The organism is Labrenzia sp. THAF187b, assembly GCF_009363375.1.
GTDB classification, from domain to species: Bacteria; Pseudomonadota; Alphaproteobacteria; order Rhizobiales; family Stappiaceae; genus Roseibium; species Roseibium algicola.
Map to the genome: position 1 here is coordinate 2,718,635 of NZ_CP045344.1, position 26,638 is coordinate 2,745,272.

At 60.6% G+C, this 26,638-nt stretch carries 25 protein-coding genes; 6 read left to right on the forward strand and 19 right to left on the reverse strand.

Going from position 1 to position 26,638, the window contains the following annotated elements; translation table 11 throughout:
- Window positions 1–78: 78 nt before the first annotated feature.
- The 9 genes from FIV03_RS12450 to FIV03_RS12490 form a co-directional block, all read right to left on the reverse strand.
- Complete coding sequence (locus FIV03_RS12450) at window positions 79–1,200, reverse strand: c-type cytochrome (protein WP_152509753.1); 1,122 nt, start codon at window positions 1,198–1,200, stop codon at window positions 79–81.
- Window positions 1,184–2,458 (reverse strand): sulfite dehydrogenase, encoded by a 1,275-nt coding sequence (gene soxC / locus FIV03_RS12455; RefSeq protein ID WP_152509754.1) that lies wholly within the window; start codon window positions 2,456–2,458, stop codon window positions 1,184–1,186. The genes FIV03_RS12450 and soxC overlap by 17 nt, the downstream gene beginning before the upstream one ends.
- 33 nt (window positions 2,459–2,491) lie before the next feature.
- The gene (gene soxB, locus FIV03_RS12460; RefSeq protein ID WP_152509755.1) at window positions 2,492–4,186 is read right to left on the reverse strand and encodes a thiosulfohydrolase SoxB; all 1,695 of its coding nucleotides are present in this window, start codon (window positions 4,184–4,186) and stop codon (window positions 2,492–2,494) included.
- A gap of 212 nt (window positions 4,187–4,398) precedes the next feature.
- On the reverse strand, window positions 4,399–5,229 hold the full coding sequence (soxA, locus tag FIV03_RS12465; RefSeq protein ID WP_082809675.1) for a sulfur oxidation c-type cytochrome SoxA: 831 nt from the start codon (window positions 5,227–5,229) through the stop codon (window positions 4,399–4,401).
- Window positions 5,230–5,402: 173 nt separating this feature from the next.
- Window positions 5,403–5,729 (reverse strand): thiosulfate oxidation carrier complex protein SoxZ, encoded by a 327-nt coding sequence (gene soxZ / locus FIV03_RS12470; RefSeq protein ID WP_023003230.1) that lies wholly within the window; start codon window positions 5,727–5,729, stop codon window positions 5,403–5,405.
- A gap of 97 nt (window positions 5,730–5,826) precedes the next feature.
- Window positions 5,827–6,276 carry a thiosulfate oxidation carrier protein SoxY gene (gene soxY, locus FIV03_RS12475; RefSeq protein WP_023014500.1) on the reverse strand — a complete coding sequence of 150 codons (450 nt, stop codon included), beginning with the start codon at window positions 6,274–6,276 and terminating at the stop codon, window positions 5,827–5,829.
- Between the two features lie 23 nt (window positions 6,277–6,299).
- Entirely contained in the window at window positions 6,300–6,779 is a 480-nt protein-coding gene (gene soxX / locus FIV03_RS12480; RefSeq protein WP_152509756.1) for a sulfur oxidation c-type cytochrome SoxX, read from the reverse strand.
- 177 nt (window positions 6,780–6,956) lie between these two features.
- Window positions 6,957–7,550 (reverse strand): thioredoxin family protein, encoded by a 594-nt coding sequence (locus FIV03_RS12485; RefSeq protein WP_152509757.1) that lies wholly within the window; start codon window positions 7,548–7,550, stop codon window positions 6,957–6,959.
- 32 nt (window positions 7,551–7,582) lie between these two features.
- Window positions 7,583–8,317 (reverse strand): cytochrome c biogenesis protein CcdA, encoded by a 735-nt coding sequence (locus FIV03_RS12490; protein WP_152509758.1) that lies wholly within the window; start codon window positions 8,315–8,317, stop codon window positions 7,583–7,585.
- 92 nt (window positions 8,318–8,409) lie between these two features.
- Here FIV03_RS12490 and FIV03_RS12495 point away from each other — a divergent pair, with 92 nt between their 5' ends.
- The 3 genes from FIV03_RS12495 to FIV03_RS12505 all read left to right on the forward strand — a co-directional run bounded on the left by FIV03_RS12495 (window position 8,410) and on the right by FIV03_RS12505 (window position 10,477).
- Window positions 8,410–8,784 carry a transcriptional regulator gene (locus tag FIV03_RS12495; RefSeq protein ID WP_152509759.1) on the forward strand — a complete coding sequence of 125 codons (375 nt, stop codon included), beginning with the start codon at window positions 8,410–8,412 and terminating at the stop codon, window positions 8,782–8,784.
- A gap of 91 nt (window positions 8,785–8,875) precedes the next feature.
- The gene (locus FIV03_RS12500) at window positions 8,876–9,226 is read left to right on the forward strand and encodes a metalloregulator ArsR/SmtB family transcription factor (protein ID WP_023003236.1); all 351 of its coding nucleotides are present in this window, start codon (window positions 8,876–8,878) and stop codon (window positions 9,224–9,226) included.
- Between the two features lie 144 nt (window positions 9,227–9,370).
- Window positions 9,371–10,477, forward strand: coding sequence for a YeeE/YedE family protein (locus FIV03_RS12505; RefSeq protein ID WP_077291947.1), 1,107 nt, complete (start codon window positions 9,371–9,373; stop codon window positions 10,475–10,477).
- 25 nt (window positions 10,478–10,502) lie between these two features.
- On the opposite strand, the gene FIV03_RS12510 is transcribed toward FIV03_RS12505, so the two are convergent.
- On the reverse strand, window positions 10,503–11,441 hold the full coding sequence (locus FIV03_RS12510) for an MBL fold metallo-hydrolase (RefSeq protein ID WP_152509760.1): 939 nt from the start codon (window positions 11,439–11,441) through the stop codon (window positions 10,503–10,505).
- A gap of 125 nt (window positions 11,442–11,566) precedes the next feature.
- Between FIV03_RS12510 and FIV03_RS12515 the strand changes: the two genes are divergently transcribed.
- Complete coding sequence (locus FIV03_RS12515; protein WP_152509761.1) at window positions 11,567–12,673, forward strand: YeeE/YedE family protein; 1,107 nt, start codon at window positions 11,567–11,569, stop codon at window positions 12,671–12,673.
- Between the two features lie 50 nt (window positions 12,674–12,723).
- Here the strand turns inward: FIV03_RS12515 and FIV03_RS12520 are convergent, their stop codons facing one another.
- The 4 genes from FIV03_RS12520 to FIV03_RS12535 form a co-directional block, all read right to left on the reverse strand.
- Window positions 12,724–14,166, reverse strand: coding sequence for an SH3 domain-containing protein (locus FIV03_RS12520; RefSeq protein ID WP_152509762.1), 1,443 nt, complete (start codon window positions 14,164–14,166; stop codon window positions 12,724–12,726).
- Window positions 14,167–14,300: 134 nt separating this feature from the next.
- Window positions 14,301–15,746 (reverse strand): caspase family protein, encoded by a 1,446-nt coding sequence (locus tag FIV03_RS12525; RefSeq protein WP_152509763.1) that lies wholly within the window; start codon window positions 15,744–15,746, stop codon window positions 14,301–14,303.
- Complete coding sequence (locus FIV03_RS12530) at window positions 15,743–17,347, reverse strand: caspase family protein (RefSeq protein ID WP_152509764.1); 1,605 nt, start codon at window positions 17,345–17,347, stop codon at window positions 15,743–15,745. Before FIV03_RS12530 ends, FIV03_RS12525 begins: the two co-directional genes overlap by 4 nt.
- A 10-nt stretch (window positions 17,348–17,357) precedes the next feature.
- Complete coding sequence (locus FIV03_RS12535; protein ID WP_173013830.1) at window positions 17,358–18,344, reverse strand: OmpA family protein; 987 nt, start codon at window positions 18,342–18,344, stop codon at window positions 17,358–17,360.
- Window positions 18,345–18,564: 220 nt separating this feature from the next.
- On the opposite strand from FIV03_RS12535, the gene FIV03_RS12540 reads away from it, so the two are divergent.
- Window positions 18,565–19,836 (forward strand): caspase family protein, encoded by a 1,272-nt coding sequence (locus FIV03_RS12540; RefSeq protein ID WP_152509766.1) that lies wholly within the window; start codon window positions 18,565–18,567, stop codon window positions 19,834–19,836.
- Window positions 19,837–19,983: 147 nt separating this feature from the next.
- Here FIV03_RS12540 and FIV03_RS12545 read toward each other — a convergent pair whose 3' ends face one another.
- Complete coding sequence (locus FIV03_RS12545; protein ID WP_152509767.1) at window positions 19,984–20,652, reverse strand: OmpA family protein; 669 nt, start codon at window positions 20,650–20,652, stop codon at window positions 19,984–19,986.
- 182 nt (window positions 20,653–20,834) lie between these two features.
- Here FIV03_RS12545 and FIV03_RS12550 point away from each other — a divergent pair, with 182 nt between their 5' ends.
- Window positions 20,835–22,463: a hypothetical protein gene (locus FIV03_RS12550; RefSeq protein ID WP_152509768.1), complete on the forward strand. Its 1,629-nt coding sequence runs from the start codon at window positions 20,835–20,837 to the stop codon at window positions 22,461–22,463.
- On the opposite strand, the gene uxuA is transcribed toward FIV03_RS12550, so the two are convergent.
- From uxuA to kduI, 4 genes are read right to left on the reverse strand one after another with little or no spacing between them, the layout of a single operon-like run.
- On the reverse strand, window positions 22,460–23,647 hold the full coding sequence (uxuA, locus tag FIV03_RS12555; protein ID WP_152509769.1) for a mannonate dehydratase: 1,188 nt from the start codon (window positions 23,645–23,647) through the stop codon (window positions 22,460–22,462). The genes FIV03_RS12550 and uxuA overlap by 4 nt on opposite strands.
- Complete coding sequence (locus FIV03_RS12560) at window positions 23,644–25,098, reverse strand: mannitol dehydrogenase family protein (RefSeq protein WP_286202289.1); 1,455 nt, start codon at window positions 25,096–25,098, stop codon at window positions 23,644–23,646. The genes uxuA and FIV03_RS12560 overlap by 4 nt, the downstream gene beginning before the upstream one ends.
- A complete protein-coding gene (gene kduD, locus FIV03_RS12565) occupies window positions 25,088–25,816 on the reverse strand; it encodes a 2-dehydro-3-deoxy-D-gluconate 5-dehydrogenase KduD (RefSeq protein WP_152509770.1) in 729 nt (242 codons plus the stop codon). Before kduD ends, FIV03_RS12560 begins: the two co-directional genes overlap by 11 nt.
- On the reverse strand, window positions 25,813–26,637 hold the full coding sequence (kduI, locus tag FIV03_RS12570) for a 5-dehydro-4-deoxy-D-glucuronate isomerase (RefSeq protein ID WP_055656091.1): 825 nt from the start codon (window positions 26,635–26,637) through the stop codon (window positions 25,813–25,815). Before kduI ends, kduD begins: the two co-directional genes overlap by 4 nt.
- Window position 26,638 lies beyond the last annotated feature (1 nt).

Sequence of the window (26,638 nt, forward strand, 5' to 3'; positions counted from 1 at the left end):
CTCCTTACGCCGCAGGATATCCTGCGGCGGCCTTGCGCGGGCGGCCTTTCTTTCACGGGCCGTTGCCGCAAAACGATGTCAGTCGACGCCTCCCATGCCGGAGGCCTCGTCGTCGTCGACGGACCCCGGGGTCACGTCGAGAATGCGGGCGCGCATGGTGATCTCGACTGCGCTGTCCTTGCAGTCGCTCATGCAGGGTTCGGCCTTGGCTGCATAATGCGTCTCTTCGGTGCGATCGTCAGCGATGAAGTTTTCCTCGTTGGGAAGACGGATCTCCAGGAAGTTGTCTTTCGACAATTCGAAGTCCTCGTCCTCGACGATGTCGTTCAGGTAAAGGAGGTAGGCCGTCAGCGCGTAGACGTCGTCATCCGACAGGGAACGGGCGTTGCCGTAGGGCATGGTGCGGCGGACATAGTCGTAGACCGTGGACAGATACGGCCAGTAGGAGCCGATGGTCTTTTCCGGGCGTTCCTCGGTCAGGGTGTCCTGGCCACCGGCCAGAACCGGCCAGCGGCCGACACCTTCGCCGAAGTCACCGTGACAGACGGCGCAGTTGTCCGTGAACAGCACTTCGCCATCGGCCACCGTGCCGGAGCCTTCCGGCAAGCCGCTGCCGTCGGGGCGGACGTCGATATCCCAGGCGGCGACCTCGTCGTCCGTTGCCACTCGGCCAAGACCGAAGATGCCGCCTTCACGGATTTCGGACACTGGTGCCGCTGGAGCCTCCGCTGCCGTGTCGGCGCTGGCGGTTTCCGTTTCAGTGGCAGCAGGTTCTGCGGCGCCCTGCTGGTCGGCAGGAGCGGCAGCACTGGAGAAGGTGGCCAGATAGGCAATCACATTGTCCAGGTCTTCCTGCTTCTTCAAACCGGCAAAGGCCATCTTGGTGCCTTTGACCATGTCCTTTGGCTTGGTCAGATAGGTCGTCAGTGTTGCCTCGTCCCAGACGAGCCCGCCACCACCGGCCTCGATCATCGCCTTGGAATACTTGTAGTCCTCAAGCGATCCTGCGGTACGGCCGAAAATCTCGTTCAGTTCCGGACCGACCTTGTTCTTTGCGCCTTCCCCGACCGCGTGGCAGGCAGTGCATTTCTTGAAGACCTTCTCACCTTTTTCTGCATCTCCCGCCTGCGCCGTCGCGGCAAGCAGGGGCAGGGTGGCGAGCACGGTTCCAAGGCTGAGGGCTTTAAGAAACTTCGACATTTTCCACCATTCCGTCTGCTTTGACATACCAGGTCTGGATGCCGTTGTTGTGGTAGATCGAGTTTTCGCCGCGGGCGGCACGCAGCTCGTTCTTGGTCGGCTGGAAGAAGCCGTGCTCGTCCATCGCGCGGGACTGGATCAGCATGTCCGAGCCGTCCCAGTCGATGTCCAGGTAGAAGCGGTGCATGGCTTTCGACAGGCTCGGGCCGTCGAGGCGGGCGGTTTTCCAGTTCCGGCCGCCATCAAGCGAGACATCCACCCGCTTGATCCGTCCGTTGCCGGACCAGGCGACACCGGAGATGACCATCGGTCCCTTTCCGTGGCTGATCGGGGCCTGCGGGCTAGGCGAGGTGATGACGGACTTGGGATCCATCACCCAGGTGAAGCGGCGGGCCTTGCCGTTCTCCAGAAGGTCCGTGTATTTGGACGTTTCCTCGCGCTGGTGCCAGGGTTCGTCGCCGACTTCGATCCGGCGCAGCCATTTCACCCACATGTTGCCTTCCCAGCCGGGCACGACCAGACGCAGCGGATAGCCTTGTTCCGGGCGCAGAGCCTCGCCGTTCATCCTGAAGGCGACCAGGCAGTCGTCGAGGGCCTTTTCCATCGGGATGGATCGGGTCATGGCCGAGGCATCGGCGCCTTCCGGCATCACCCATTTGGCATTGGTCTTCAGGCCTGCCTCTTCCAGGATCAGTTTCAGCGGCACGCCAGTGTACATCACGCAGTGAACCATGCCGTGGGTGTACTGACAGCCGTTGAGCTGGGAGCCACGCCACTCCATGCCGGAGTTGGCGGCGCATTCCAGGAAGTAGACCCGGTTCTCGCGCGGGAAGCGCTTCAGGTCTTCCATGGTGAAGACGAGGGGGCTGTCGACCAGACCGTTGATCATCAGCCGATGATCTGCAGGATTGATGTCGGCAATGCCGCCGTGGTGGCGCTCGAAACACAGCCCGTTGGGCGTGATGATGCCGTCCAGTTCGTGCAGCGGTGTGAAGTTCACCGAACTCTCGGTGGAGGCCGTCAGCCACTCCACGTCGCGGCGGACCACATGGGCCTCGAACTCCGACGGCGTGCCATAAGGGCGCGCTTGCACACCGTCACCGAGGTACCGGTTCCAGTCCTGTATCTCGGTGATCAATGGATCGCCAGCCGCGCGCGCGGCACCAGCCGTGCCAGCAACGGCGCCTGCGGCGAAGCCTGCTTTCAAGAGGGAACGCCTGGAAAGACCCGGCGTCTTGGAGTTGGTTTTGTCAGTCATGATCGTGTCCTCAGGATCTCTGAAGAAAAGGCATCATCCTGCCAGCTTGACGGACTGGTTGTCCGGCAGGCTGACCACGGGATTGCTGGTGAGATAGGCTTCAACGACTTCGGAGATGGGCGGGCCTTCCGTGCCCTCGTTGACCGAGGCCCAGCCGGCAACGACATATTCCCTGGCGGGGTCGATGGCTTCTCCGGTGGCGAGCAGGGTCATGCCCGAGATGCGCTCGCCGATTTCCTTGCCGGGATCGATGGTGTAGCCCATGCCGCCAACGCGGACCATGTCACCACCCTGCTGGTAGTAGGGGTCCTTGTTGAAGAGGTTGTCGCCGACATCCTCCAGAATGTCCTTCAGCATCTGGCCCGTCATCGACGAACGGTAAGCCGCAGGATAGGTCATGGCGCAGGCGTTATGGACATCCTCGAAGGTGATGTCCTGGCCCGGCAGAAGTGATGTCCCCCAGCGGAAGCCGGGTGAGAGGGCAATTTCGGCGTCGCGTTGGGTCAGGAGTGCCTGGCAGATCAGATCGTCGAAGGTTCCGTTGAAGTTGCCTCGCCGATACAGGAGGTTCTCTGTCTTGCCGAGAACGCGGGCGAGATCCGCTTCGTAAGGCGCGCGAACCTCATCGATGAGCGCAGCCATGTCCGCATCTGGCGTGATGACGTCGGAGAAGATCGGGATCAGGCGATAGGCGTACCCGGCCAGCTTGCCGTCCTGAACGTCGAGATCGACCCGGGAGACAAACTTGCCGTTGGAGCCGGAGGCGATCACCAGCGTGTCGTTGACGATGACCGGTTCCGGCAGGGCGTCGTGCGTGTGGCCCGTCAGGATGACATCGATGCCGTCAACGCGCGAGGCGAGCTTCCGGTCGACGTCAAAGCCGTTGTGCGACAGCAGCACGACAATTTCAGCGCCCTCGTCGCGGGCCTCTGCCACATGTTTGGCAATGTCTTCCTCGCGGATGCCGAAGGACCAGCCGGGGATCATCCAGCGCGGGTTGGCAATCGGCGTATAGGGGAAGGCCTGACCGATGACGGCGACCTTGGACCCGCCACGTTCGAACATCTTCCAGGCTTCGAACGCGGGCTCGTCCCATTCGTTGTCGTAGATGTTGGAGCCGAGGAAGGCAAAGGGCAGACTGTCGATGACTTCCTGCACCCGGTCGGTGCCGTAGGTGAATTCCCAGTGCCCTGTCATGGCGTCGGGCTCGAGCGAGTTCATGATCGTGATCATGTCTTCGCCCTGGGTGAGGTTGGATGTGTAGCTGCCCTGCCAGGTATCGCCGCCATCAAGCAGGAGAACGTTGTCGGCGCCGCGTTCGGCGCGAATGCGCTTGATCACGGTCGCGACCCGGTCCATGCCGCCCATCTTGCCGTAGCTCCTGGCAAGGGAGACGAAGTCTTCCGAGGTCAGCGCATAGGCATCCGGCGACCCGGCTTCGATGTTGTAGAGCTTCAGGAAATCGGCACCGGTCACGTGTGGAGGTTTGCCGTTGACGTCGCCGATGCCCAGGTTGATGGACGGTTCCCGAAAGTAGATCGGCTTCAGCTGGGCGTGGATGTCGGTGATATGCACCAGCGTGAGCTTGCCTTTCGGGTCCATCCCCAGGAGCTGGTCTTCCGTCAGGGCTTGCTGGGCCATCAGCCGCGACCACGATCCTGCCATGCCCGATCCGAGCAAGGCACTTGTCGCGGTTGCCGCCATCAGGAACTCACGTCTTGAGAACATCCTCAGTTACTCCAAACCAACGGCCGATGCCCGGCCGGTTGCACAGTTTTCCCGTTGAGGCACGACGACGCCGTGCACCCCGGTTATCCCACGTTCGGGACATTGATGTTTTCAGCCCTTTGTTTCCGCCTGCTGGCCGGGCGGGAATTCGCCGGCGACAGGAAAGAAACCGGCGCGGTGGCTGCGACCGCGCCGGAGGTTAAACGGTCAGCCTACTGGCGAACCGCCGGGGTTTCGATGCCGAGCCCCGAACCGCGCCAGGTCACATAGACCTCCAGAGCCATCAGCTCGTCGGAGAAGGCTGCCGGGAAGGCTGCCCGCGTATCGCGGATACATCCGCGGAAGCGGTTGTGCAGGGAGACAAGGTCCGCCTGCTTCAGACGATAGGTCGGGAACCCGTTGACGCTGCCCTGGCTGAGGTGGTCAGCCCGGATGTAGTTGCCGTTGTAGTTCTCGTGGCAGGTGGCACAGGACAGGTTCAGCTGACCCGTGCGGGTGTAGTAGAGCTCCTTGCCCTTGTCCCACCATGTCTGCATCTCGCCTTCGCTCAGATCGACTTTCATCGGCATGCCGAGCGACTGGTGCTTGATGTAGGTCGTCAAGGCCTTCTGATCGGCCGCGTCGAACTTGTAGGGCTCTGCCTGCATGTTCTGTTCGCGGCACTGGTTGATCTGAAGCTCGATGTTGAACGGCTTGCCGGCGTCTTCATTCCACTTGGGATAGCTGGCGCCGAGGCCCTTGAGGAACTCCTCGGAATCCTCGTGACAGGAGGCGCAGGACTTGCCCGCGGCACCGTCCACGGTGTTCCAGATTTCCTCGCCGCGCTCCACATAGAGCATACCCGGGTTCTGGAAGCTGTCGGCCTCCAGATCACGCGTTTCTTCCGTGCGGTAGTGCCAGCCCGAGATCAGTTCGTCGAACGGGTGCCCTTCCGGCGCCGGTACACGGGTCATGATCTCCACTTCCCCGTCGATAACGAGCTTTTCGTCAACCGGCCCCCCGGCCAGGCTTGCGCTTGTGCCGACCATCGTTACTGCGAACATGGTGGCTATGCGTTTCGTTCTATTGGCCAAATCGTCTCCTCCCGATTTGAGCGATCCCTGGAACATCCTGCCTTCAACCGACTGCAGATACGATGTCCCGACACTCTCGATGCACCCTGTCCTGGGCTTTTCAGTCCGTGCGGACGTCACAGCCGCGGATGCAGGGCCGCCGCCTATTCAACAGTGATCTTGTTCTCGGATTCGTAGACGCTGCCATCGTCATCGACCCAGGTGAACTTGAACGTGCCGGTTTCATTCACCTTGGCGCTGAACTCCATGTAGGGGTTCGCCGAGACGGCCGGGTCCATGTCACAGGAAAACACCACCTGTCCGTTGAACTCGCAGGTGAACTTGTTGATGATCTGGCGCGGAACGAGGTTGCCCTCCTTGTCCTTGCGCTGACCGGATTCCATCGGGTGGCTGATAAGCGTCTTGATGGTGATGACTTCGCCCGCAGCTGCCTTCTTGGGCACTTTCACGCGCGGTTTCGGATCTGCCATGATTTGGTTCCTTCGTATCCCTGATCTGCTTGCCGGGCGGCGTTTCGGCTAAAGGCCGGTGCCAGTCCTGCGGACAAGCCGCTTGCGCTGTTGCGGATTAGCCGCCGCAGCCGCCGATGGTGACTTTCACTTCCTTGCGGTCGATGAAGGTGGAGCCATCGTTCATCTTGGCGACCGCGATGACGTTCTGCGTCTTGGCGAGCCGGATGCGGGTCTTGGCTTCGGCAACACCGCTCATGGCAGTGAAGTGGAACGTGGCAACAGCCGGGTTGGGGTTGCCGTCGGCCAGGATCAGGACAGACTCAACGAAGCTGTCTGCCGTCATCGGGCTGTCGACGGATACGCCGACCGGCACCGTGTTGCCGTTCTCGGCAATTTCCGGCGTGTCGAGGGAAACAGTTCCCTCCTTGGGATCTGCTCCGCCGGTGAAAGCCTTGATGGCCTCTTCGGTCTGGTCGGTTGCGGCGAAGGAAACCCGCGATCCGGCGGCCACGAATGCAGCGGCTCCGATCGTGAGACCAAACACCTGGCGTCTTGTAAAGCTCATCTCTTGCTCCTTGAAACCCGAGATCAATTCTCTTTCAGCGTCATGAGATAGGCGACGACGTCCTCTACCTCTTGCGCTGACAGGATGGTTTTGCCGGCGAATTCCTCGTCGACGTTGATGCCCACCTTCAGGGTGTAGAAACCGGGCATGATGGTCTGTTCGCCGAAGACGTCCTTGCTGTTGACCACGATGGCGCGCAGTTGCGCCTCGCTCCAGCGGTCGGCGGCACCGTCGAGGACGGGGCCGACTTCGCCGTGGAACAGCTGGTCGTTGAGATCGGCATTGGCATGGCAAGCCAGGCAGTTGCCCTTCTTGCGATCGGCGAAGGCTTCGCGTCCGGCCTGCGGGTCTCCCTGAACGCCCGTCAGGGATTCGGACAGTTCCATATCGATGATGGGAACGCTGTCCGGAGCAACCGTTCCGGCGGCCGCTGCGGAAGCGGCCAGGACGGCTAGGCCGGCAAAGACCGCCGGCAGGCTGAAATGTGTCGCGCCCTTGAACATTGTGTCGGCTTTCCTCCTCAGTGCGGAACGGCCGGCTGTCGTGCCGTTTGCGTTCCTTCGGCAGGTCCGATTCCCCAGCCTGCCTGTCCTCCTCATATTAAAAGATATGATTTTTTGCATATGTTATGCAATAGGCCTTTTGCCGTATCTGGCATAAACCTGTTTTATCCGCTCTTCCTATTCCGCGTCGAGGCGGCCTTTTTCGCGCAACTCGTTGATTATGCGAGCATGATACTTCTGGAAATGCTCGTCACCTTCGTAGCCTTTTTCCTGAACCCAGCGAAACATGTTCAGGAAAGTCCACTTGCCGAAGGCGCCCGGCATCGTTGCAACGGCCGCTTCCGACACCGTTCCCTCGCTCGGAACCTCGTCCGGCAGGAACACGATTGTGGGTGTGAAGACATAGCCCCATTTGCGCGCGGCGGTCTTTTCGGTCAGTTCTTCGCCGTCCAGGTCGATGACTTCCTCGTCGCCAAACATGTTGTATTGCACGACCATGAAGTTCTCTTTGATGTAGTCGGTCACTTCCGGGTCGGCGAGGATCTTTTCGTGCATCTGGCGGCAATAGATGCAGCCGCGTTGTTCAAAGATGATTGCCAGGCGCTTGCCTTCTCCTGCCGCGGTTTCAATGTCTTCGCCAATGTCGCGGAAGGTTACGGTGAACCAGGGCTGCTTGTGCAGGCCGTCGTCGCCGAGCGTTGCGGCGAGCGCCGTTGTCGTCAGGGCCGCCAAGAGTTCGACCGCCAGCACCAATTGTTTCCAGATACGCATGTCATTGTCCTCCCTGGACCGGAAATGGCCGGTCAGCCGATTTGTGAGAAAACCGGGAATGTTTCGAGCAGCCAGAAGGCGATTGCCGACATTTGCCCGGTGATGAACAGCAGGCCGGTAAGCACCAGAAGGCCGCCCATGATCTTTTCCACCGTGCCCATGTGTTTGCGGAAACGTCCGGCCACCTTCAGGAACCGGCTGGCAAATGCTGCCGCCAGGATGAAAGGCAGACCGATGCCGAGTGCATAGACCGCAAGCAGCCCGGCGCCGTGCCAGGTGGTGTCCGACGATCCGGCAACGAACAGGATTGCCGCCAGAACCGGCCCGACGCACGGTGTCCAGCCGAACGCGAAAGCCAGGCCCATGACGAAGGCTCCAACCAGACCCGCGGGCTTGCGTTCCACATGAATGCGGGCTTCGCGGAACAGAAGGCCGATGCGAAAGACGCCGAGAAAATGCAGGCCCATGACGATGATGATCGCTCCTGCAACATAAGACAGGATATCGTAGTAGCGGGCGATCGACTGGCCGATGACGCTGGCCGTCGCACCAAGGGCGACAAAGACGAGCGAAAAGCCGAGCACGAAGGCGATCGCCGCCAGAATCACCCGGCGACCCGTTTCGGCCGTTGCCGTATCGCCCTTCAGTTCATCGACACTGACACCGGCCAGATAACACAGGTAGGGCGGCACAATCGGCAAGACACAAGGCGAAATGAATGAAAGCAGACCTGCCAGAAAGGCAGCTCCCAGAGAAACATCGAGCATTCATTTCCTCCCAGAGAAACTCGATCTTCGGTTGCTTTAAAATATTCAAAAGTTCCTATATATTGCAATGGAAGAAATGTGGAGACTGCAAAATGTCCGTCGCGACACGTGCGATGATCCTTGCCGGAGTGTTGGTTTCCGGCCTGTTTCAGGCGTTGCCCGCCTGGAGTGCCGAGCTGGTCATGCTTGAGCAGCCGGGGTGTGTCTGGTGCAAGCGCTGGAACGAGGAAATCGGCATCGCCTATCCGAAGACGTCGGAAGGCCGGCAAGCACCGTTGCGCCGCGTCGATATTACCGACACCTGGCCGCAGGACCTGGCCGGCATACCGAAAGAGCGGATGACTCCAACCTTCATTCTGGTGGCCGACGGCGTTGAAATCGACCGTCTGCGCGGCTATCCGGGAGAGCACTTCTTCTGGCCGCTGCTGACCGATATGTTGGGAAAGCTTCCGGACACGAGCAAGTGATGCTGTTGATCCGGTACTGAAGTTGAGGCATGAATCTGAAAAGCGGTTTTGTGCGCTGCAATGGCAATGCTGAAAAGGGTGTGGGTTCCGGATGATACTGCCGGCCTTTGACAAGAACCTGGATGCGAAGGACCTCGACCTGCTGATGGAGCAGGCGCGGAAGGCGAGCGATCTGCTCAAGGCCCTTTCGCACGAAGTGCGCCTTGTCATCCTGTGTCTGCTGTCTGAAGGCGAAAAGTCGGTTTCCGAGCTGGAAGAGATCCTGACAATGCCGCAGGCCGCCGTTTCCCAGCAGCTTGCACGGCTTCGCCTGGAAGGCCTTGTGCAGTCGCGGCGCGACGGGCGCATGATCTACTACAGCCTCATGAACGATGAGGTGAGTTCGATCATTTCGAGCCTTTACGAGCTGTTCTGCAAGGACGTGCGTGCACCTGAAAAATAAACGCAGGTAGCGCAACATACGGGCGTGCGATGCAGCAACGAGTTCGATTGCTGCAAATTTCGCTGCCTGCTACGGTTTGAAAAATCGCCGAAAGAGCGAGTACGGGAAACGCGGCCGGAATAACCGGCGGAGGGTAGGACGCGCATGGTCAATCTCGATCCGGCGGTGCTGACACCGCTTCTCGGTGTGCTCGCGGGGTGCGTGCTGGGGTTCGTTGCCAGGTCAAACCACTTCTGTACGCTGTCGGCACTGGAAAGGCACTGGTACGCGGGCGACAGCAGCGCGCTCAGGACCTGGGTGCTTGCTTCCGTATCCGCGCTGATCGGCACACAGCTACTCGTCGCCTTCGGCATGGCTGACACGGCTGCCTCCTTTTACCTGTCACCGGAATTTGCCTGGACGGGCGCCATTCTCGGCGGCTTCATGTTCGGCATCGGCATGGCGCTTGTCGGCACCTGCGGTTTCGGCGCGGTTCTGCGTCTGGGTGGCGGCAGCCTCCGGGCGCTCGTGGTGCTGACGGTCATCGGCCTGTCGGCACTGGCAGCCCAAAGGGGCATCGTCGGCATCGTGCGGGTGCCGATCGTCGATGATCTTGCCGTTTCCTTCACCGCAAGCGGCAGCCAGTCCATGGGCGACATTGTCTCGACCCTGGTGGGCATGAAGCTGCAGGGTGTGGTTGCCATTGTGCTCGCTTTGGCCGGTCTGTTCTGGATCTTCAAATCGGCGTCCTATCGCCGGCAATGGAGCAAGATCGGAACTGGTGTTGTGATCGGCAGCGTGATCGCCTTCGGCTGGTGGGCGACAACCTTCCTTGCGGGACGCTCCTTCGATCCGATCCAGATCGAGGCCGGATCCTTCGTGGTACCGGTCGGTGACACCATCATGCAGCTGATCACCTATACGGGGACCCTGCCGGATTACGGTGTCGGTCTGATTGCCGGTACGCTGGTCGGCGCCGTGGTCGCGGCCATGTGGAAACGGGATATCCGCTGGGAAGCGTGCGACGATGCACGCGAACTCGGCCGCCATCTTCTGGGTGGCACCCTGATGGGTGTCGGCGGGGTGTTTTCCATGGGCTGCACGGTGGGGCAGGGCATTACCGGCTTTTCCACGCTGGCGATTTCTGCGCCCATCGTGATGGTATCCATGGCACTCGGTGCGCGGGTCGGGCTTGCCTGGCTTGTGGAAGGAAACGTCCTTGCCGCCTTCCAGCGCAACCAGGGCAGTGCCCATCACTCGGCGGCGGAGTGAAACCCGTCACCTTTCATCCGGCAGTTCAGGCTGCAACGAAACTGTAGGCATCGCCGGTGCGTTCCACGTGCCCTCCACCGGGGTGGGGGAAGTGGTAACCGATGACGCGGGAGCCATCTTGCGCCAATCGGTCGAGCAGCGCCTTGCGCGTGGCAATGCCCATGTCGCGGTCCTGATCGGAGCCGGAAGCCCAGCCGGGTTTTTCGAACGAAATCACCGTGTTGGAAATCGCGTCGCCCACCACCAGCAGGCTCTCGGATCCGTCGTGCAGCATGTAGGACATGTGCCCCGGAGTGTGGCCCGCCGTGTCGACCGCCTCAACGCCTGGAAGCACTTCCTGGCCCGGCTTGATCATGTTCACCCGGTCTTCGATCACGTCGAAACGCGCCTGTGCCCCGACCACGAAACTCTTGCGCTCCTCCGGGGTCTTGGCGAGCGTGTCGTCAGCGCGCCAATAGTCCCACTCCGCCTGAGGGACCCAAATCTGGGCTTCCGGGTAAAGCGGATCGTCGAAATCGTCCAGGATGCCCCACAGATGGTCCGGGTGGGCGTGGGTGAAGACAATGTCGGTGATGTCCGACGGATCGATACCGGCTTCCGCCAGGTGGTCCGGCAACTCACCTGCTGTCGACTGGAAATTGGCACCTGATCCGACGTCGAAGAGGACTGTCCGGTCGCCGGTCCGGAGCAATGTGATGTTGCAATCCGGCGTCAGAGCGTCCGTGACAAGGCCATGGGGTTTCAGGAGCGCTGCGATCTCTTCTTCGCTTTGCTCTGGCAAAATGAAGTTCATCGGCAGGGTCAGATGACCGTCGGAAAAGACGGTGATGTCGTGCGCGCCGAGGGTCAGGTTCGCGGTTGCGAAGGCAGGCGTTATCCGACTGGCAAAACCCGCGGTCGCAAACGCGAGGCCTCCGGCAAGAACGTTGCGTCTCGTCAGATCTTTCCGAAATTGCCCGGACATGGCATCCTCCACATATTCAAACTTTTGAATTTATCTATGTTTCATTGAGAGAGGTCAATGCCCGTTGAAGCGAAAGGGCACCAAGCTGGTGGCAATCGAGGACGCAGTGTGCCCGGGAGGGGCCCATGGATCTGACATTTCTTCTGGACGAAATTTCCGAGCCCTGGTTGCTGGCAATCGGCGGGCTGGTTGTCGGCGTCCTTTTTGGCGCCTTTGCCCAGCAAAGCCGCTTTTGCCTGCGCGCTGCCAGCCTGGAATTCTCGCGCGGTGCGCCGAAGGACCGGTTGCCGGTCTGGTTGCTGACCTTTTCCGCGGCGGTTCTGTGCACGCAAGTGTTGATCCACCTGGGCGAGGTTCAGGCAAATGAAGCCCGCCAGTTGGCGTCGCCGCAAAGCCTCTCCGGAGCTTTGCTGGGCGGGTTGATGTTCGGCACCGGCATGGTGCTGGCACGCGGATGTGCCAGTCGCCTGCTGGTGCTTTCGGCCACCGGCAATCTGCGGGCGTTATTGTCCGGGCTTGTCTTTGCCGTCGTCGCCCAGGCGAGCCTGCGCGGCCTGTTGAAACCGGTGCGCGAATGGTTTGCAGGTCTTTGGACGACAGGGGATATCGGCGGCAACAATCTGACCGAGATGCTGGGGCTGAGCACATCCGTGACGCTTGGTTTCACGGCGCTCTGGCTGGTGGCGGGGCTTGTCTTTGCCTGGCGGTCGAGGGTGAAGGTCTGGCAACTGGTGGCCGCAGCGGGCGCGGGGCTGGCAATTCCCCTGGCCTGGTGGTTCACATCCGCCATGGCCCGGCAGGCTTTCGACCCCGTGCAGGTGGAAGGCGTAACCTTCACCGGACCGTCCGCCGATGCCCTGATGCTGGTTCTGTCACCACCGGGCGATCTGCTTGATTTCGATGTCGGATTGGTGCCCGGCGTCTTTCTGGGCTCGTTTCTGGCAGCTTTCGTGACGCGGGAACTCGCCTTGCAGGGGTTCGAAGGCGGCAAGTCGATGGCGCGCTACCTCACCGGAGCAACGCTCATGGGGTTCGGCGGCATGCTTGCCGGCGGCTGTGCCGTCGGGGCCGGTATCACGGGAGCTTCCATCTTCGCGCTGACGGCGTGGATCACCCTGACCGCCATCTGGCTGTCTGCCGGTGTTGCTGACCGCCTGCTGACAAGCTATGACGCCCGGCAGCAGACGATCGGTGGGTCTCCTGCAGCAGAACAGGTGAAAACCGCGGCCTGAAGACACAACAGGAAGAGGCCTTCCAGCCGGAGCTGACGGGTTCAGGGCCCCTATCGGCCTATCATGGTTTCTTCTGTTGCCGGACGGGTGAACTGGTCGAATTCGGAAACGAAGCGGGCACTGATCCAGCCGCCGGTGGACAGTTGATACCAGACACCTTGCGGCCCCGAGACGATACGGCAATCGGAAATCTTGACCTTGTCGCCAATCTGCACCCGGCCAACGGCTTCCGCGTCGAGAGAAGGGTTCTGGCGAACGTTGACGTCCCGCGCGATGGTGCGCTCCCACGAATTCCAGTCCGTCAGAACGGTCGGTGTTTCCTCGCCGATGTCGTAGTCGATGACATCGCTCGTCCAGTAGGCGTATTCGGTCGTCAGCGTGCCGCCGTGGCAACTGGCTGCGTCGGCAAGCAGCGCATTGGTCACTTTCGGCAGGGTATCGTCGAAAGGTCCCGGCATTGCGCACCATGTGGGGGTGCCAAATCCGCCTTCGGAACATGGCAGCGAACCGGAGGTGATGCGCATGCCGACGGTGCCGTCTTCGGAAAGTTCGACCGTGCAATAAGCAACGCCATTGTGGCTTGCGGCGATGCGGCGTGACCCCAGCTGCTGGATCAGATCTTCCAGCTTGGTTTCCTGCGGGTTCGGACCAGATCCGTCAATTGCGCCGAATTCATATTCGACTTCAGATTTCCTGATTGAATTGTCTGCCTGGAAAAGCTGCGTGCACATGGCGCCAACCGTGTCCATGTAAAGGGCGCTCTTGTTGATCGGGTCGGCAATAGTGCCGGCTGAAACCGGCGTCAGGCCCATAGCGTAGGACCGAATGCCGCCAGCCAGATAAAAGAAGCTGTCGGCAGTCCGGTGGGACAGGGCCTCTTGCAGCAGAATGGACGGGGCAATGCCGCCCTTGATCAGCTTGACGTAGGTCTGCGTCACTTCGTAGGCCAGGTTCATGGCTTCCTTGACCGCAACAAGCTGGTTGGCCTTCTCCTCCGGCAGGAACGCCATGTGGTAGCCGAGTGCCGCGCCAGCTTCCAGAAAGCGGATATCGCCGCCATAAACAGCGTTGCGCGGGGTAGCTGCCAGGGTGAAGGCGAGTGCGCAGGCGGACAGGCACTCGTTACCGTTGAGAACGAAGACACCGTTGAGATCCGGGTCCTGCGAGCCGACGTTGTATTGCAGATACTGGCCGATGCGGATGCCTTCCAGAAAGCTGCCGCCGGGGCTGTCGAAGACGATGAATTTGCCCCAGGTGCCGTCGAGAGCAGCCTTCAGCTTTTCCAGATCGCCTTTTTCGATGACACCGGAAATCAGGAATATCGTTCCCTGCAGTTCATTGACCACGCTGCCGGCAGACCGTTTGCCCGGATACAAAGGCTTCAATTGTGCCAACCGCGGTGCGAGATCGGGACGCTGTGTAATCTCGGCGGCGGAAAGCTGTGAAACCGCGAAAACCAGCGAAAGACAGAAAACGATGGATTTGAGCAACATGGGTACCGTCGACTGCTGTATGAAGCGGGCGCCGGGCCGCCCCGATGATCTTGACCAAACGAGGTCCGGGAAAGGGCCCGTTTGCGACGCCTGAAAGTGAAGTTTGAGGCCTGCTTGAGCAAGCCTGCAAGGGATTACTGCCGGATTTCATAATCCTGATAACCGGCCGCCCAACGGGCGCTGCGATTGGCGTTGTCCGCGGTCCAGACCTTGTTGAGGCGGCCGGAAAGTTCCTTCATGAAATCGATCTTGTCGCCGATCGGCTCGAATTCGCCGTTGGCAGCAAGAAGGTTTTCCAGGTCCACCGGATCCTCGGTCACGATCGCCAGCAGCTTGCCCTTGCCCACCGGTGCCTCTGCCTCGAAGCTGAAGCCGTAGGACGGGTCGGGAACCGTGAGTGCGGAGTTGGCGCGGATGCGGCCGGTCTTGCCGGCGGAGCGATCCTCATCGGTCGGGAACAGCAGCACCAGATCGTCTTCGACGGTCAGGTCGAAAAGGGTCAGGTAGCCATCGACCCCGCTGGTGAGCTGGAATTGCACCTCGTCACCGATCTGGTGCACGGAGCCGGGCAGGATGGAGACCTTGATTTCCTGCGAGGATTGCTCCGGAAGCACGTCGGAAACATCGTCGGCGGCATTTCCGGTTACCGTCTGGACAGGGCCTTCGGCCGATGCCGGTTGCAGAATGAAGGCTTCGTTGCGCGGTGACATGTTCGGCGTGAACTGCAGATCACGGCAATCTTCCACGCGCTGACACCATTGCTCGGTACGCGGACGCAGATAGTTCAGAAGTTCCGCGGTGGTGACACGGCCATTGCCGTTGAGGTCGGCCTCGCGCGTGCGCAGACCCCGGATCAGGTTCTGGGTAAAGATGCCCGATCCGTTGGTTTCCCAGGCAAGCTGGTGTGGCAGGGCAGCTGACAGGGTCAGATGCACGTTGGTTTCGCGTGCCAGAGGCTCTTCATCACGCACCACCGGCAGGGATCTGGAAACGCCCGAAAACGGCAGGTAACGCGCCTTCGCATCGAGACCCTTGGAAACAAGATCCGGCACGACATCGCGGTTGACCGTGCCTGAATGGCAGGAATCGGCGATCAGGATCACTTCGCGGCCCTTCAGCGTGGACAGCGCGGAGGCGATCTCGTCATCAGTGAGCATATCCTCGGCCCTTGCACCCCTGCGGCCGTAATCGGTCGGGACGAAGGTTTCATCGAGGCCGTCTTCCTCGTCGCCGTTGCGATCAGGAACCTGCGAGCCGTGACCGGAATAATAAATGATGACGCGGTCACCGGGGCGCGTTTCACTGGCGAGCCAACCGGTGATGGAACCCAGAATGTTGTTCTTGGCCGCGCCTTCTTCCACCAGGATGCGGACATCGGAGGATGCAAAGCCCCAGTCGCCCTTGAGGAAATCCGCCATCTGGCGCACGTCGTTCGCAGGGCCTGAAAGCTGCGCGTCCGGTTCCAGATAAGGGTAGACGCCGGCGCCGATCAGCAACGCCTTTTGCGCGGCATGAACCGTGCCGGCGGACAGGCACAGGCACATGGTTGCCGCGAAGGCCTTGAGGTATCCGGTTTTCACTGAAGGTCTCCCTTTGCGCGCGTATAAAGCCCGACCCAGTCCAGGCCGAAGGACTGGCCGTCGAGCGTGTGGCCGATTTCCTTCGCCAGGGCGGCGAGATCGTTGTTTTGTTGTGCGTCCTGAACCGCATCCACGAGATCGGGCATGGGGGACGGCGTGGTGATGGCGATGAGATGGTCGGCGCCGAAGGGCGGGATCACCGCGGATCGGAAGCTGTCAGTCCGGCCAGGCCGGAGCTTGCCTGCAGCCAGACCGCGCTTGCCTCTGCGAACGGGGCCGACCAGTTGAACTGCCCCGTTTGAAGCGAGGTTGAACAGGACCACATTTTCGTTGTCGGACGAGCGGATCGAGAATGTCACCTGCTCACCTTCGACATAGGTCCGGCTGCCGTCGGAGAGGTCCAGTTCCGGACTTTCAGTTTCGGCAAATCCGATCAGAAAGGCAAGGAAACGCCATTTGTCGACGGTCGCCTGCAGGGCTTCGGCGGAAGGCGGGGCGGGAAACGAGGCGATCACGTCGCCTGTCTTGTAGACCAGCGAAGCGCCGTCGCCGTCATAAATCAGATCGGCCTCCGCCTTGCTGTCGACCTTGCGGATGCCTGACAGGGCGGGAATTGTCTCGCCGGGTGGGGTGTAGAGCGTTAGTTCCGGTAGTCCGGCGCTCGGGGCAGGCGTACCGGCAGCATCATGCAGCAGGATTTCCAGGTCTCTGGATCCGGCATTGACCTCCGGCCGTTGCCGCCGTTCGGTATGGCGCTTGACCGAGCTGTTGACGTAACGCTTCAGCTCAGCCGTGTTCAAAACGCTGTTGCTGTCACCGTCCGCTTCACCCTCAAGAGCGCGGGAAAAGGCATAGGAGAGCGCACCGCGCAGCTCTTCGCCGATCCGCACTTCCTGGGTGACCTTGTTGCGGTCCTGGGCATAAAGCCAGATGACATTTTGAAGTGCATCTTCCTCAACTTCGCCAAGTTGCCTGACCCGCTCGGCGATCCGGTCCGAGGATTTGTCGACCCGAACATCGGCAACGCGCACATTTACTTCGGCGCGGAAATCGGCTGCCCGAGCCATATCGCCTGCAAAACAGCTGTCGGCGACGAAGACGACGGTTGCTTCCCTTTCTTCGGCCAGCAGATGGCCGACCTCGTTGTCGATGATGCGCTCGTTGACACCCGGGCCGGTTTCGTCGAAGCCCGCCAGCAGGAACATGTTGTCGAGTTCTTCGTGCCCGGGAAGGATCGCTTCCTGCCGGGCACCGTGACCGGCATAATGAAACACCAGCGTATCCCCCGGGCCGGCAAGTTCCGTCAGCTCCCGCCACGAGGCAAAGACGTTGTCCCGCGTGGCTTCGGCATCGGTCAGCAGGATGACCTTGCTGGCCTCCAGCTTTTCCAGTGTTCCGGCAACATCTCTGGCGTCATTGACGGCGCCCTTGAGGTCGGTGATGTGCTGATAGTCGTCAATGCCGATGACGAGGCCGTAGAGATTGCCGGCAAATGCGGGAAGCGGCGCGGCAAGGCCTGCTGCAAGCACGAGGGCAGGGGCAAATCCCGGCACCCGCTTTTTCAGGAAAGCCGCGGAGGCCGGCAGAATGGATCTGGTCATGCGGGCCGGCCTATTTCTGGACGAATTCAACACGTCGGTGCGCCTGATTGCGCACGTCCTCGGTGTAGAGGGATGGATCGTCGAACTGGAACGGCTGGCTTTCACCCATTCCAAGCACCTCGATGGAGCCGGAGTATCCCGCTGCCAGCAAGGCGCTACGTACGGCCTCGGCACGCTTCATGGACAGTTGCATGTTGTAGGCATCAGAGCCGACCGGATCGGTATGGCCGACGACCTGGATGTCCGGGGAGCCCTGCTTTTCCAGGGCCTCCTGCACGTCTTCAAAGCTGGTCCGGCCGGCTTTGGTCATGACATCCTGATCGTAGACGAACTGGATCGGAACCAGGGTTTTCTTGCGTTTGTAGCCACGCGTGGAAAAGCTGTATTGCGAGATCGACTGTCCGCTGCGGGTGACCGGGATCTTGATGTCTCCCGGTTCCTCTGAAATCTGGGCAACGACCACCGCCAGCTCATCCAGGCGGTCGCGCAACCGGGCAATCATGGCATGTGCCGGTTCCGCAGGGGTCAGCTCGGTGTCATCCACCAGACCAAGGGCTTCCTGATAGGCGCGAAACGCGGGCAGGGTTTGCTGTTGCTTGCGCAGAATTTCTCCGAGCAGATAGGAAATACGCCAGTGGCTGCCGAATTCCTGAAGGTCGGCCAGGTCCTGTTTCAGGGTTTCAAGGTTGCCGCTATAGCCTTCAAGATCCTGAAACGGCGCGATGACGTCGAGCCGTGCATCGATGATTTCCTTGCCGAAGCCTTCCACCACCACGCCGTCGCAATCGCTGTCATTGAAGGCCTGGTCGTAGATCCTGACGCGGTCTTCGTGACTGGCGCTCAGCGGCATCGCAAGCCAGTCCTTCTGAATGCTCTCGCATGAAACGAGTTGTGCTGAAGCGTCAGTGGTCAGGAGGGGCAGGGCGATGACGGCGGAGACGGCAAGACCCGCCAGATGCATAAGGCGGGCGGGTAAAACAGTTCGGGTAAGCGGCATGCTGGAAAATCTCTCCAACTCTTGCATGATAAATTATAAAATAGGTCGGTCTGGCGGGTGTTTGCAGCGAAAGGTTGAGGGGCGGTTGTTTCCAAGCTCGCAGACGTTGCAACTGACGCACCGGTGTAAAATCCCGGTTGCTTCTCCGTTCCTTATTGCGTTTCAATCTGTTCGCAAGACAACATCACGCAGGGTCGCTTGAGTCAATTGTCAGGGCGTCATGAGGTATTTCAAATTGATGATTTCCAAGGGTGAGGTTGCAGTGGTGCCGGGCGGTCAAATGTCGAGATGTGTCAGGCTTCTGACGTGGTTCTGCTGTCTTTTTCTGATGGCCACCGGTCTGGCGCAGGCGGACGAAAACCGCTTTGCGCTTGTTATCGGTAATTCGTCCTACGAGAAGATCGGCCGGCTCGGAAACCCGGGACGGGATGCGGATCTTGTCGCCAAGTCGCTGGAAGCGGTCGGATTCGAAGTTTCGGTTCATTTCGACCTAGATGAGGATGGTCTTGGCAAGGTCCTGGACGATCTTGCCGATCGTGCTCCGGACCTGGATGTGGCGGTGCTCTATTTCGCAGGCCATGGCATTCAGAAGGATGGTGAGAATTTTCTGATCCCCGTGGATGCGCAACTGAAATCTGCGACCTCGATCGAACGGGAAACGGTCAGTCTACGTTCGTTCATGGAGGTGATGGAAGAGGTGCCGATCAGTCTCCTGTTCCTTGACGCCTGCCGCAACAACCCGTTTGCCGAACATCTGTTGTCGCAGTCCTCCTCCGACGGACGGTCCGCCGGGATCACCCGCGGGCTTGCCCCTATCCGCACGGTTGGCGACATGCTGGTCACTTTCGCCACCCTGCCGAATTCCGTTGCAAAGGATGGTGCCGGACAGAACTCGCCTTTCGCCAAGGCGCTGGCCCGCCACGTTTCCACACCGGATGCGGAAGTCTCCGTCTTGATGAAGCGGGTGACGCGTGACGTGATGGCTGAAACCGACGGCGAGCAGCGGCCGCAGCAGCTGTCTCAGATGCAGACGGAATTCTATTTCAAGCGCACCAACGCAGCCGCTCCGGAGACAGATGATCAGCAGACCCTGCTGGCGGTCTATCCCGGCTCGGTCAGTGCCGGCGAGGAAGTCTCGGTTCTGGCGGATGTGCCGCAGCAGTGCGCACCGGATTTCTTTAACATAACACCGTCAAACCGGGTGACGCCGATCCCGACTTCGTACTTCAAGACGGTTGAACTCGGCGGCGGCAAGATCCGGTACGAAATCTCGCCCGGCTCGCGCTATGGCCTTGTCGTGGAAGAAGCGGACGAGAAGGGGGCGAATCGTATTGGCTTCTTCTGCTCAATGGGACCGGCTCTTTCCGATCAGCAGAAGAAGGAAGTGCTCAGGCGGATCAACGGACAGCTCGCGCAAAACGAGATGTCCGGAACCATCGGGTCCGACCCGGAACGGGTCGCCTATCATTTTGCCGAGTTCAAGATCAACTGACGCAGGAGAAGTGGCGGGCCGCTTTCAACGAAGATGCGTCTGCGCTCTGAAACCGAAAGGCCTGTGCATCCCCGAGCCCGGCCCGCGCTTCGATTGGCCGGGAGGACGTCGGGGAGGCGATTATGTAGGCAGGTCCTCTTGTGAGGATCAGTTGACCGGCAGCAGGACCAGCTGGACGCGGCGATTCTGTTCGCCGTAGGGATCGCTCTGGTCCTTCAGCCTGGAGGCGCCCATTCCGCTTGCCAGAACACGCTGCTCTGAAAGCCCACCCCAGGCTGCAACGAAACCTGCGACCGCCTGGGCACGCTGTTGCGAGAGGGCCAGATTGTACTGCGCACTGCCCTTTGCATCCGTGTGGCCAAGCAGCAGGAAGCGATAGTTCTTGAACTTGTCCTGGCTCAGAATGCGCGAGAGTTCGGCAATCTTCGCGGCCTGGTCCGGACGCAGCGAAGCCGAGTTGTAGTCGAACAGGATTTCCATGTCGATCGTCGGCAGTGGTGCCGATGACGCGGTTTCCGAAGAGCCGCCGACTGGTGGCGGGGTGACGGCAACACCTTCTCGATCGACAAGCCTGATATTGACTACATCGTCCAACGACAGGGCGGTGTTTGACTTGAATTCCGAGTTGCTGCAGGCGGCCTGATCAAGCAGGCATTTTTCCATCTCGGTCTCCGCCGGGGCACTGGCGTCACGCGAGGCGGAAGTTGCGGGTTTGGTGTCGCCGCCAAGATCGAAATCCTCAAGCGTGATAGTGCTTTGCGCCGCGACAGGCAGAGCCAGGGAAATATAAATCAAAAGAAATGCAAAAGGCTTCATGGCAATATCCCGAACCGTTACGTGGTCGTTTCTCGGATTGATCCGCTTCTACCATACGGTTGGCAAAAAATGAAAGTGGCCACTGCGTCAGTTGGATATTTGACGCTGTCCCATCATCCCTGCCACATTTGCGGCCTTACAAAATCAAATTGCAGACAACTGGATTGAATGAGGGGCTGATCATGTTGCGAAACGCTGTAGCGGCGGTGGCGGGAAAAGGCTTTGCCCGAAGCGTAATACAGACGCTTGCGTCGGTGGTTGTATGTTTTCCTGCCTTTTCGGCGGCCCATGCTGCGGAAATGCGTCTTCTCGACAGCAATCCTGCAGCAGCTGCCGGCTACCAGCTTCTGGACCTTGGGACGGTGAGCGCAGAAGCCGTCGGTCACGCCAAGGGCGTTGAAGACGGCTTCACATCGAAGAGCGCCGTCAAGGACGGATCATTGCCTTATTTCGAAAACGGCATCGCGGGCGATGGCGCACATACCTATGAGACACTGCATATCGTGCCGGCCTGGGGTGGGCTAAAGACGGGCAAGGTCATATCCATCGAGGGACAGATCCAGAAGGGGGACCTCGATCACCTGAAGGCTCTTGTGGAACGCAGCGGGTTTTCGGACTGCCTGAGACCCGGCTACTGCCCCTATAACAACGTGATTTCCCTCAACAGCCCGGGTGGCAACCTGCGCGAGGCGCTGGAAATCGGCAAATACATCGCAGAGCAGAACTTCATCACCCTGCTGCCGGAAAATGCCGTCTGCGAGTCCGCCTGTTCCCTGGTCTTTCTGGCGGGCTACACGCGATACGAGGGGTTCTTCTTTCCTCGCCGTTTTGCTCATGAAACCGCCCGTCTCGGCATTCATCAGCCTTATATCCAGCTTCCAGAGGGCAACTACAGCGCGGAGCAGGTCGGGCAGGTCGTTCAGCTGATCAATCGGGGCGTCAACGAGGTCACGGACTATTTCCTCAGCACAGGTATCGGCATCGGCTTCATGCGCAACATGTACGGCACGAAGCCCGGGTCCATGTATCACTTGTCGCTGGCGGAAATGGCGGCCGAAGGGATCTTCGTCGTTGGACGTCCGCAGGATCTGTCAAATCTCAGCCGCAGCCAGATGCTGTCCTATTGTTCCAGCCTGTATCAAGGACGCTTCAACACCGTGTCGCCGGACCTGCTGGCCAATCTGCAATCGAACGAACGCACTTTCCTGACCTATGTCACCGGGCAGAATTTTGTCTGTCTGGGCGTGAAGAGCCCGAATGGCGACAGCTGGCGGTCCTACGTCTGCGATGGCAGTTCGAAATGTCTGCTCGGCGACTTCGGGCAAGTGGCGCTGTTCGAGCTGGAAGCCAACGGCAAGCTTTCGGGGTTTCGCGACCGGGATGCGTCGGCCCTGATGAACATTGCCACAGGCATCGACAACACCGAGGTTGGCCTGGCACTGAAGGAGTACAATCACCGGGTGGCGCTGCTCTATTTTGTCGAGCTGTTCGCCGAAAACATGGGAACGTTCGAGACATCCTTCAAACGCATTCCGGCAAGCCTCGCCTTTGCCGAGGTGCCCCGGGAGTTCTGCGGTCAGGTCGATGAATATGATGCCGGTCTTGTGCGGCTGGTGCAGGCCGGTCTCAACAACAGCGGCATTGACGTGGGTACTCCGGACGGGTCGCTGGGCCCGAACACGCGCAAGGCCATCGGGCGGGCCAACAAGGATCTGCTGAACCGCTCCGAAACCGTTATCGATCCGTCTCTTCTGAAGGCGCTGGGCGTACCCGAAGACGAAGTTCGCGGGCACGTCCTGTGTAACGGCTAGGCCTGGACAGCGCGGCGAGCCGTCAAACCTGCGATCACGCCGCGCAGTTCCGCCAGTCCGCGCATTCGCCCGATCAGGGGATAGCCCGGATGCGCACCGCGGTCGGCGTCGCTCAGCAGCTCGTGACCATGATCTGGCCGGAAGACGATTTCGGCATCTTTACGGCCCTCGCGTCGCCGTCCGGCTTCTTCGCCAAGAAGAACGCCGAGCAATGCAGGCATGTCGGTGTCGCCGCCAAGATGCGCTGCTTCCTCGAACGAGCCATCCGGATCTTTCGCGACATTGCGCAGATGGGCGAAATGGATCTTGCCGGCAAAGCGTTCCGCTATTGCAGAGACATCGTTCTTCGGGTTGGCGCCAAGAGAGCCCGAGCACAGCGTCAGGCCATTGGAAGGGCTGTCCACCGCCGACAGGATCCAGTCGATGTCGTCCGCATCCGAGACGATCCGCGGAAGACCGAGCAGATCCCGGGGTGGGTCATCCGGATGCACCGCCAGTTTCAAGCCAAGCTCTTCGGCAGCCGGGACCACTTCCTCCAGGAAACGCTTGTGGTTTTGTCTGAGAGCCGCCCGGTCGAGTCCCTGATAGGGCACCAGAGCCTCACGCAGGCCGTTGGGGTCGTAACGATCATAGGCCCCGGGCAGACCCGCCATGATGGCCTGGGTCAAGCGGTCGAGGTCCGGCTGTTTTGCGGCATCAAACCAGCGTTTTGCCTCGACCAGAACCTGCTCGCAATAGTCGTCTTCCGCCTTGGGTCGCTTGACCATGTAGATTTCGAAGGCCGCCATCCTGGCAGCGGAAAACCGCAGGCAGGTACCGCCACGTGCCACGGGCGCGGCCAGGTCCGTACGGGTCCAGTCGAGCAACGGCATGAAGTTGTAGCAGATGACCTTTATGCCTTCAGCGGCCAGGTTTGCCATCGATTGCCGGTAGTTGGCGAAGAGTTCCGAAAGATCGCCTTCTCCGCGCTTGATGGCTTCGTGAACCGGCAGGCTTTCCACCACGGTCCAGTCGAAACCGGCAGCGTGAAGCCGGGTCCTGGTGTTCGCGATTGTGTCGCGAGGCCAGATCTGGCCGTAGGGAATTTCGTGCAGTGCCGTGACGATGCTGACAGCACCGGTCTGGGCGATTTCAGAAAGCGAGATGCGGTCATAGCCGCCATACCAGCGCCAACCTTCGATCATGACAGGGTTCCGATTGATTTGCCGACACCGTCAGCCTTCAAGGCAGCATAGGCGGCGGTGACGGGCGCCAGGATGGCAGCGGAGAGGCCGGGTTCGAAGACTTCGGTGACACCCAGAAGCGCTGCCACCTTGCCGGCGTCGCCATCGCTTTCTCCGACAAGAGACTTGAGGCGATCGCTTAGCGGATCGCGCACGTCAATCGGCTTGCCTTCAAGATCGGTGCCGCCGACATAGATCATCCAGGCGGCAATCGCGAGGCAAAGGCCCGGACAGTTTCGACCGTTCGTCAGGTTGTCGCGCACGGTGCCGAGAATGCGCTGAGGCAGTTTCTGGCTGCCGTCCATGGCGATCTGCCAGGTGCGGTGCCGGATGCCGGGATTTGCATAGCGTTCGAAAAGCGCATCCGCGTAGGCTTCCAGATCAACACCCGGCGGAGCCTCGAAGGACGGAATGATTTCCTGGCGCCACAGGTTTTTCACGAAACGGGCGAACAGCGGATCTGCAACGGTTTCGGCAATCGTCTCGTGCCCGGCGAGATAGCCGAGGTAAGCCAGCGAGGAATGCGTGCCGTTGAGCATACGCAACTTCATGTGCTCGAACGCGGTGACGTTCTCAACAAGCTCGACACCTACGGCACCGAGGTCCGGCCTGGCATCCGCGCCGTAAGCCGGGACAAAGTCATCTTCCACCACCCACTGGCGGAACGGCTCATGCAGCACAGGGGCTGCATCGTAGCGGCCGGTCTTGCGGGCCAGGGCGTCGATATCCTCGGGTTTTGTGGCAGGCACGATGCGGTCGACCATGGTTGCCGGGAAACGGCCTTCGGCTTCGATCCACGCGGCCAGTTCCGGATCGAGCTTCTCCGCAAGATCCAGCACAATCCGGCGGACCAGGCAGCCATTGTCCGGCAGGTTGTCACAGGTGAGCACTGTGAAGGGTGGCAGGCCTGCGGCCTTCCGCCTTGCGAGCGCCCGCACGAGGTAACCCGGAGCGGAGACAGGCAGCGCGGCTTTCAGGTCGTGTGTGATGTCCGGGTGATCGGCATTCAGTCTGCCGGTTGCCGGATCGTGGCAATAACCCTTTTCCGTCACGGTCAGGGTGACAATCCTGACGTCCGGATCCGCCATCGCGGCCAGCACGGCTTCCGGGTTTTCCCGTGCGACCAGCACATCCCGGATGATCTCTACCTGGCGAAGGGTTTCGCCTTCCGGGCCAAGTTCCTGCGCTGTGTAGACAAAGTCCTGCGGAGCCAGCTGGTCATGCATACGCGGGCTTTGCAGGCTGACGCCGATAATGCCCCAGTTGTTCTGTCCGGTGCCGCCAGAAGCCTTCACGGCTTCTTCTATGTAGATCGCTCCAAAGGCCCGGAAGAATGCTCCGAGCCCCAGATGAACGATGCCGGCTTTTGCCGCCGGTGTTGTTCTGGAAAGGCGCGGCAAGTCAGCGTGCAAGCCAGCCTCCATCCACATTGAGGACAGCACCGTGAATGTATTTTGCAGCCGGTGAAGCGAGAAAGACCGCGGCTTCTCCAATGTCGCTTGCTTCACCCCAGCGGCCGGCCGGAATGCGTTCCAGGATCTGCCGGCTGCGCTCGGGGTCGTCACGCAGGGCTTCGGTGTTGTTGGTGGCGATGTAACCCGGTGCAATGGCGTTGACATTGATGTCCCGCGCCGCCCATTCGTTCGCCAGCAGCTTGGTGATGCCGGCAACGCCATGTTTGGCCGCGGTGTAGGACGCGACCTTGATACCGCCCTGGAAGGACAGCAGCGAGGCAATGTTGACGATTGCCCCGGTCCGGCCGGCGTTGAAGGCAGCGTTGCCGAAAGCCTGGCAGGTGAAGAAGACGGACTTCAGGTTGACGTCCATCACGTCGTCCCAGTCGGCTTCGCTGAAGCTGTCCGCCGTGCCGCGGCGGATGATGCCCGCATTGTTGACCAGGATGTCGATCTGTTCCGCCTCGAACAGTGGCATCGCAGCCATCGGGTCGGACAGATCGAGGTGCACATGGCGGCCCCTGGTTATCTGGGCCAGCGTTTCGTCGCAGTCGCGCCGGGCCGCGCACAGAACTTCGGCGCCTGCCTTGCTCATGGCGATGGCAATGGCCTGGCCGATGCCGGTGTTGGCGCCAGTCACCAGGGCGCGTTTGCCTTCCAGGGAAAACGGGCTCATCGCAGATCTCCCATCGCGACCATGTCCATGTCGGTGAAGTCGACATTATCGCCGGCCATGGCCCAGCAGAACGTGTAGGCCCCCGTGCCGGCGCCGCAATGGATAGACCAGGGCGGGGAGACCACGGCGTCCTCGTTGGCCATCACCAGGTGCCGGGTCTCGTCCGGTTTGCCCATGAAGTGGAACACACGCTGGTCCGGGCCAAGCTCGAAATAGAGATAGGCTTCCATGCGCCGGTCATGGACATGGGCGGGCATGGTGTTCCAGACCGAACCGGGCGCAAACTGGGTGTAGCCCATAAGCAACTGGCAGCTTTCGGCGACTTCCGGATGCAGGAATTGCAGGATGACGCGCTCGTTGGAGGTTTCCGCCGAGCCGAGTTCCACCCGGCGCGCGTCCTTGACGGTGATCAGCCTGCTTGGGCAGGCCCGGTGCGCGGGCGCCGACAGGATGTAGAAGCGGCCCGGGCCGGAGAAGGTGACGGGTCCGGAGCCCATGCCGATGTAGAGCACATCTCCCTTGCCGACCTGATAGGTTTCCCCACCCGCCTTCACGGTGCCGGCCTCCCCGATATTGAGAATGCCGAGTTCGCGGCGATCGAGAAGGGACGGGGTGCCGGCTTCCTTCACTTCATCCAGAACGAGTTCGCCAGTTCCGGGGACGGCGCCGCCCAGGATCAGCCGGTCGTAATGGGTGTAGATCAGGTTGATCTTGCCATCCTGGAAAAGGCCGGCGGCGTGGAAATGTTTGCGAAGACCCGTGGTGTCGAGGGTCTTGGCGGTGTCCGGGTCGATGGCGTAGCGGGTTTCAACGGTCAGCATG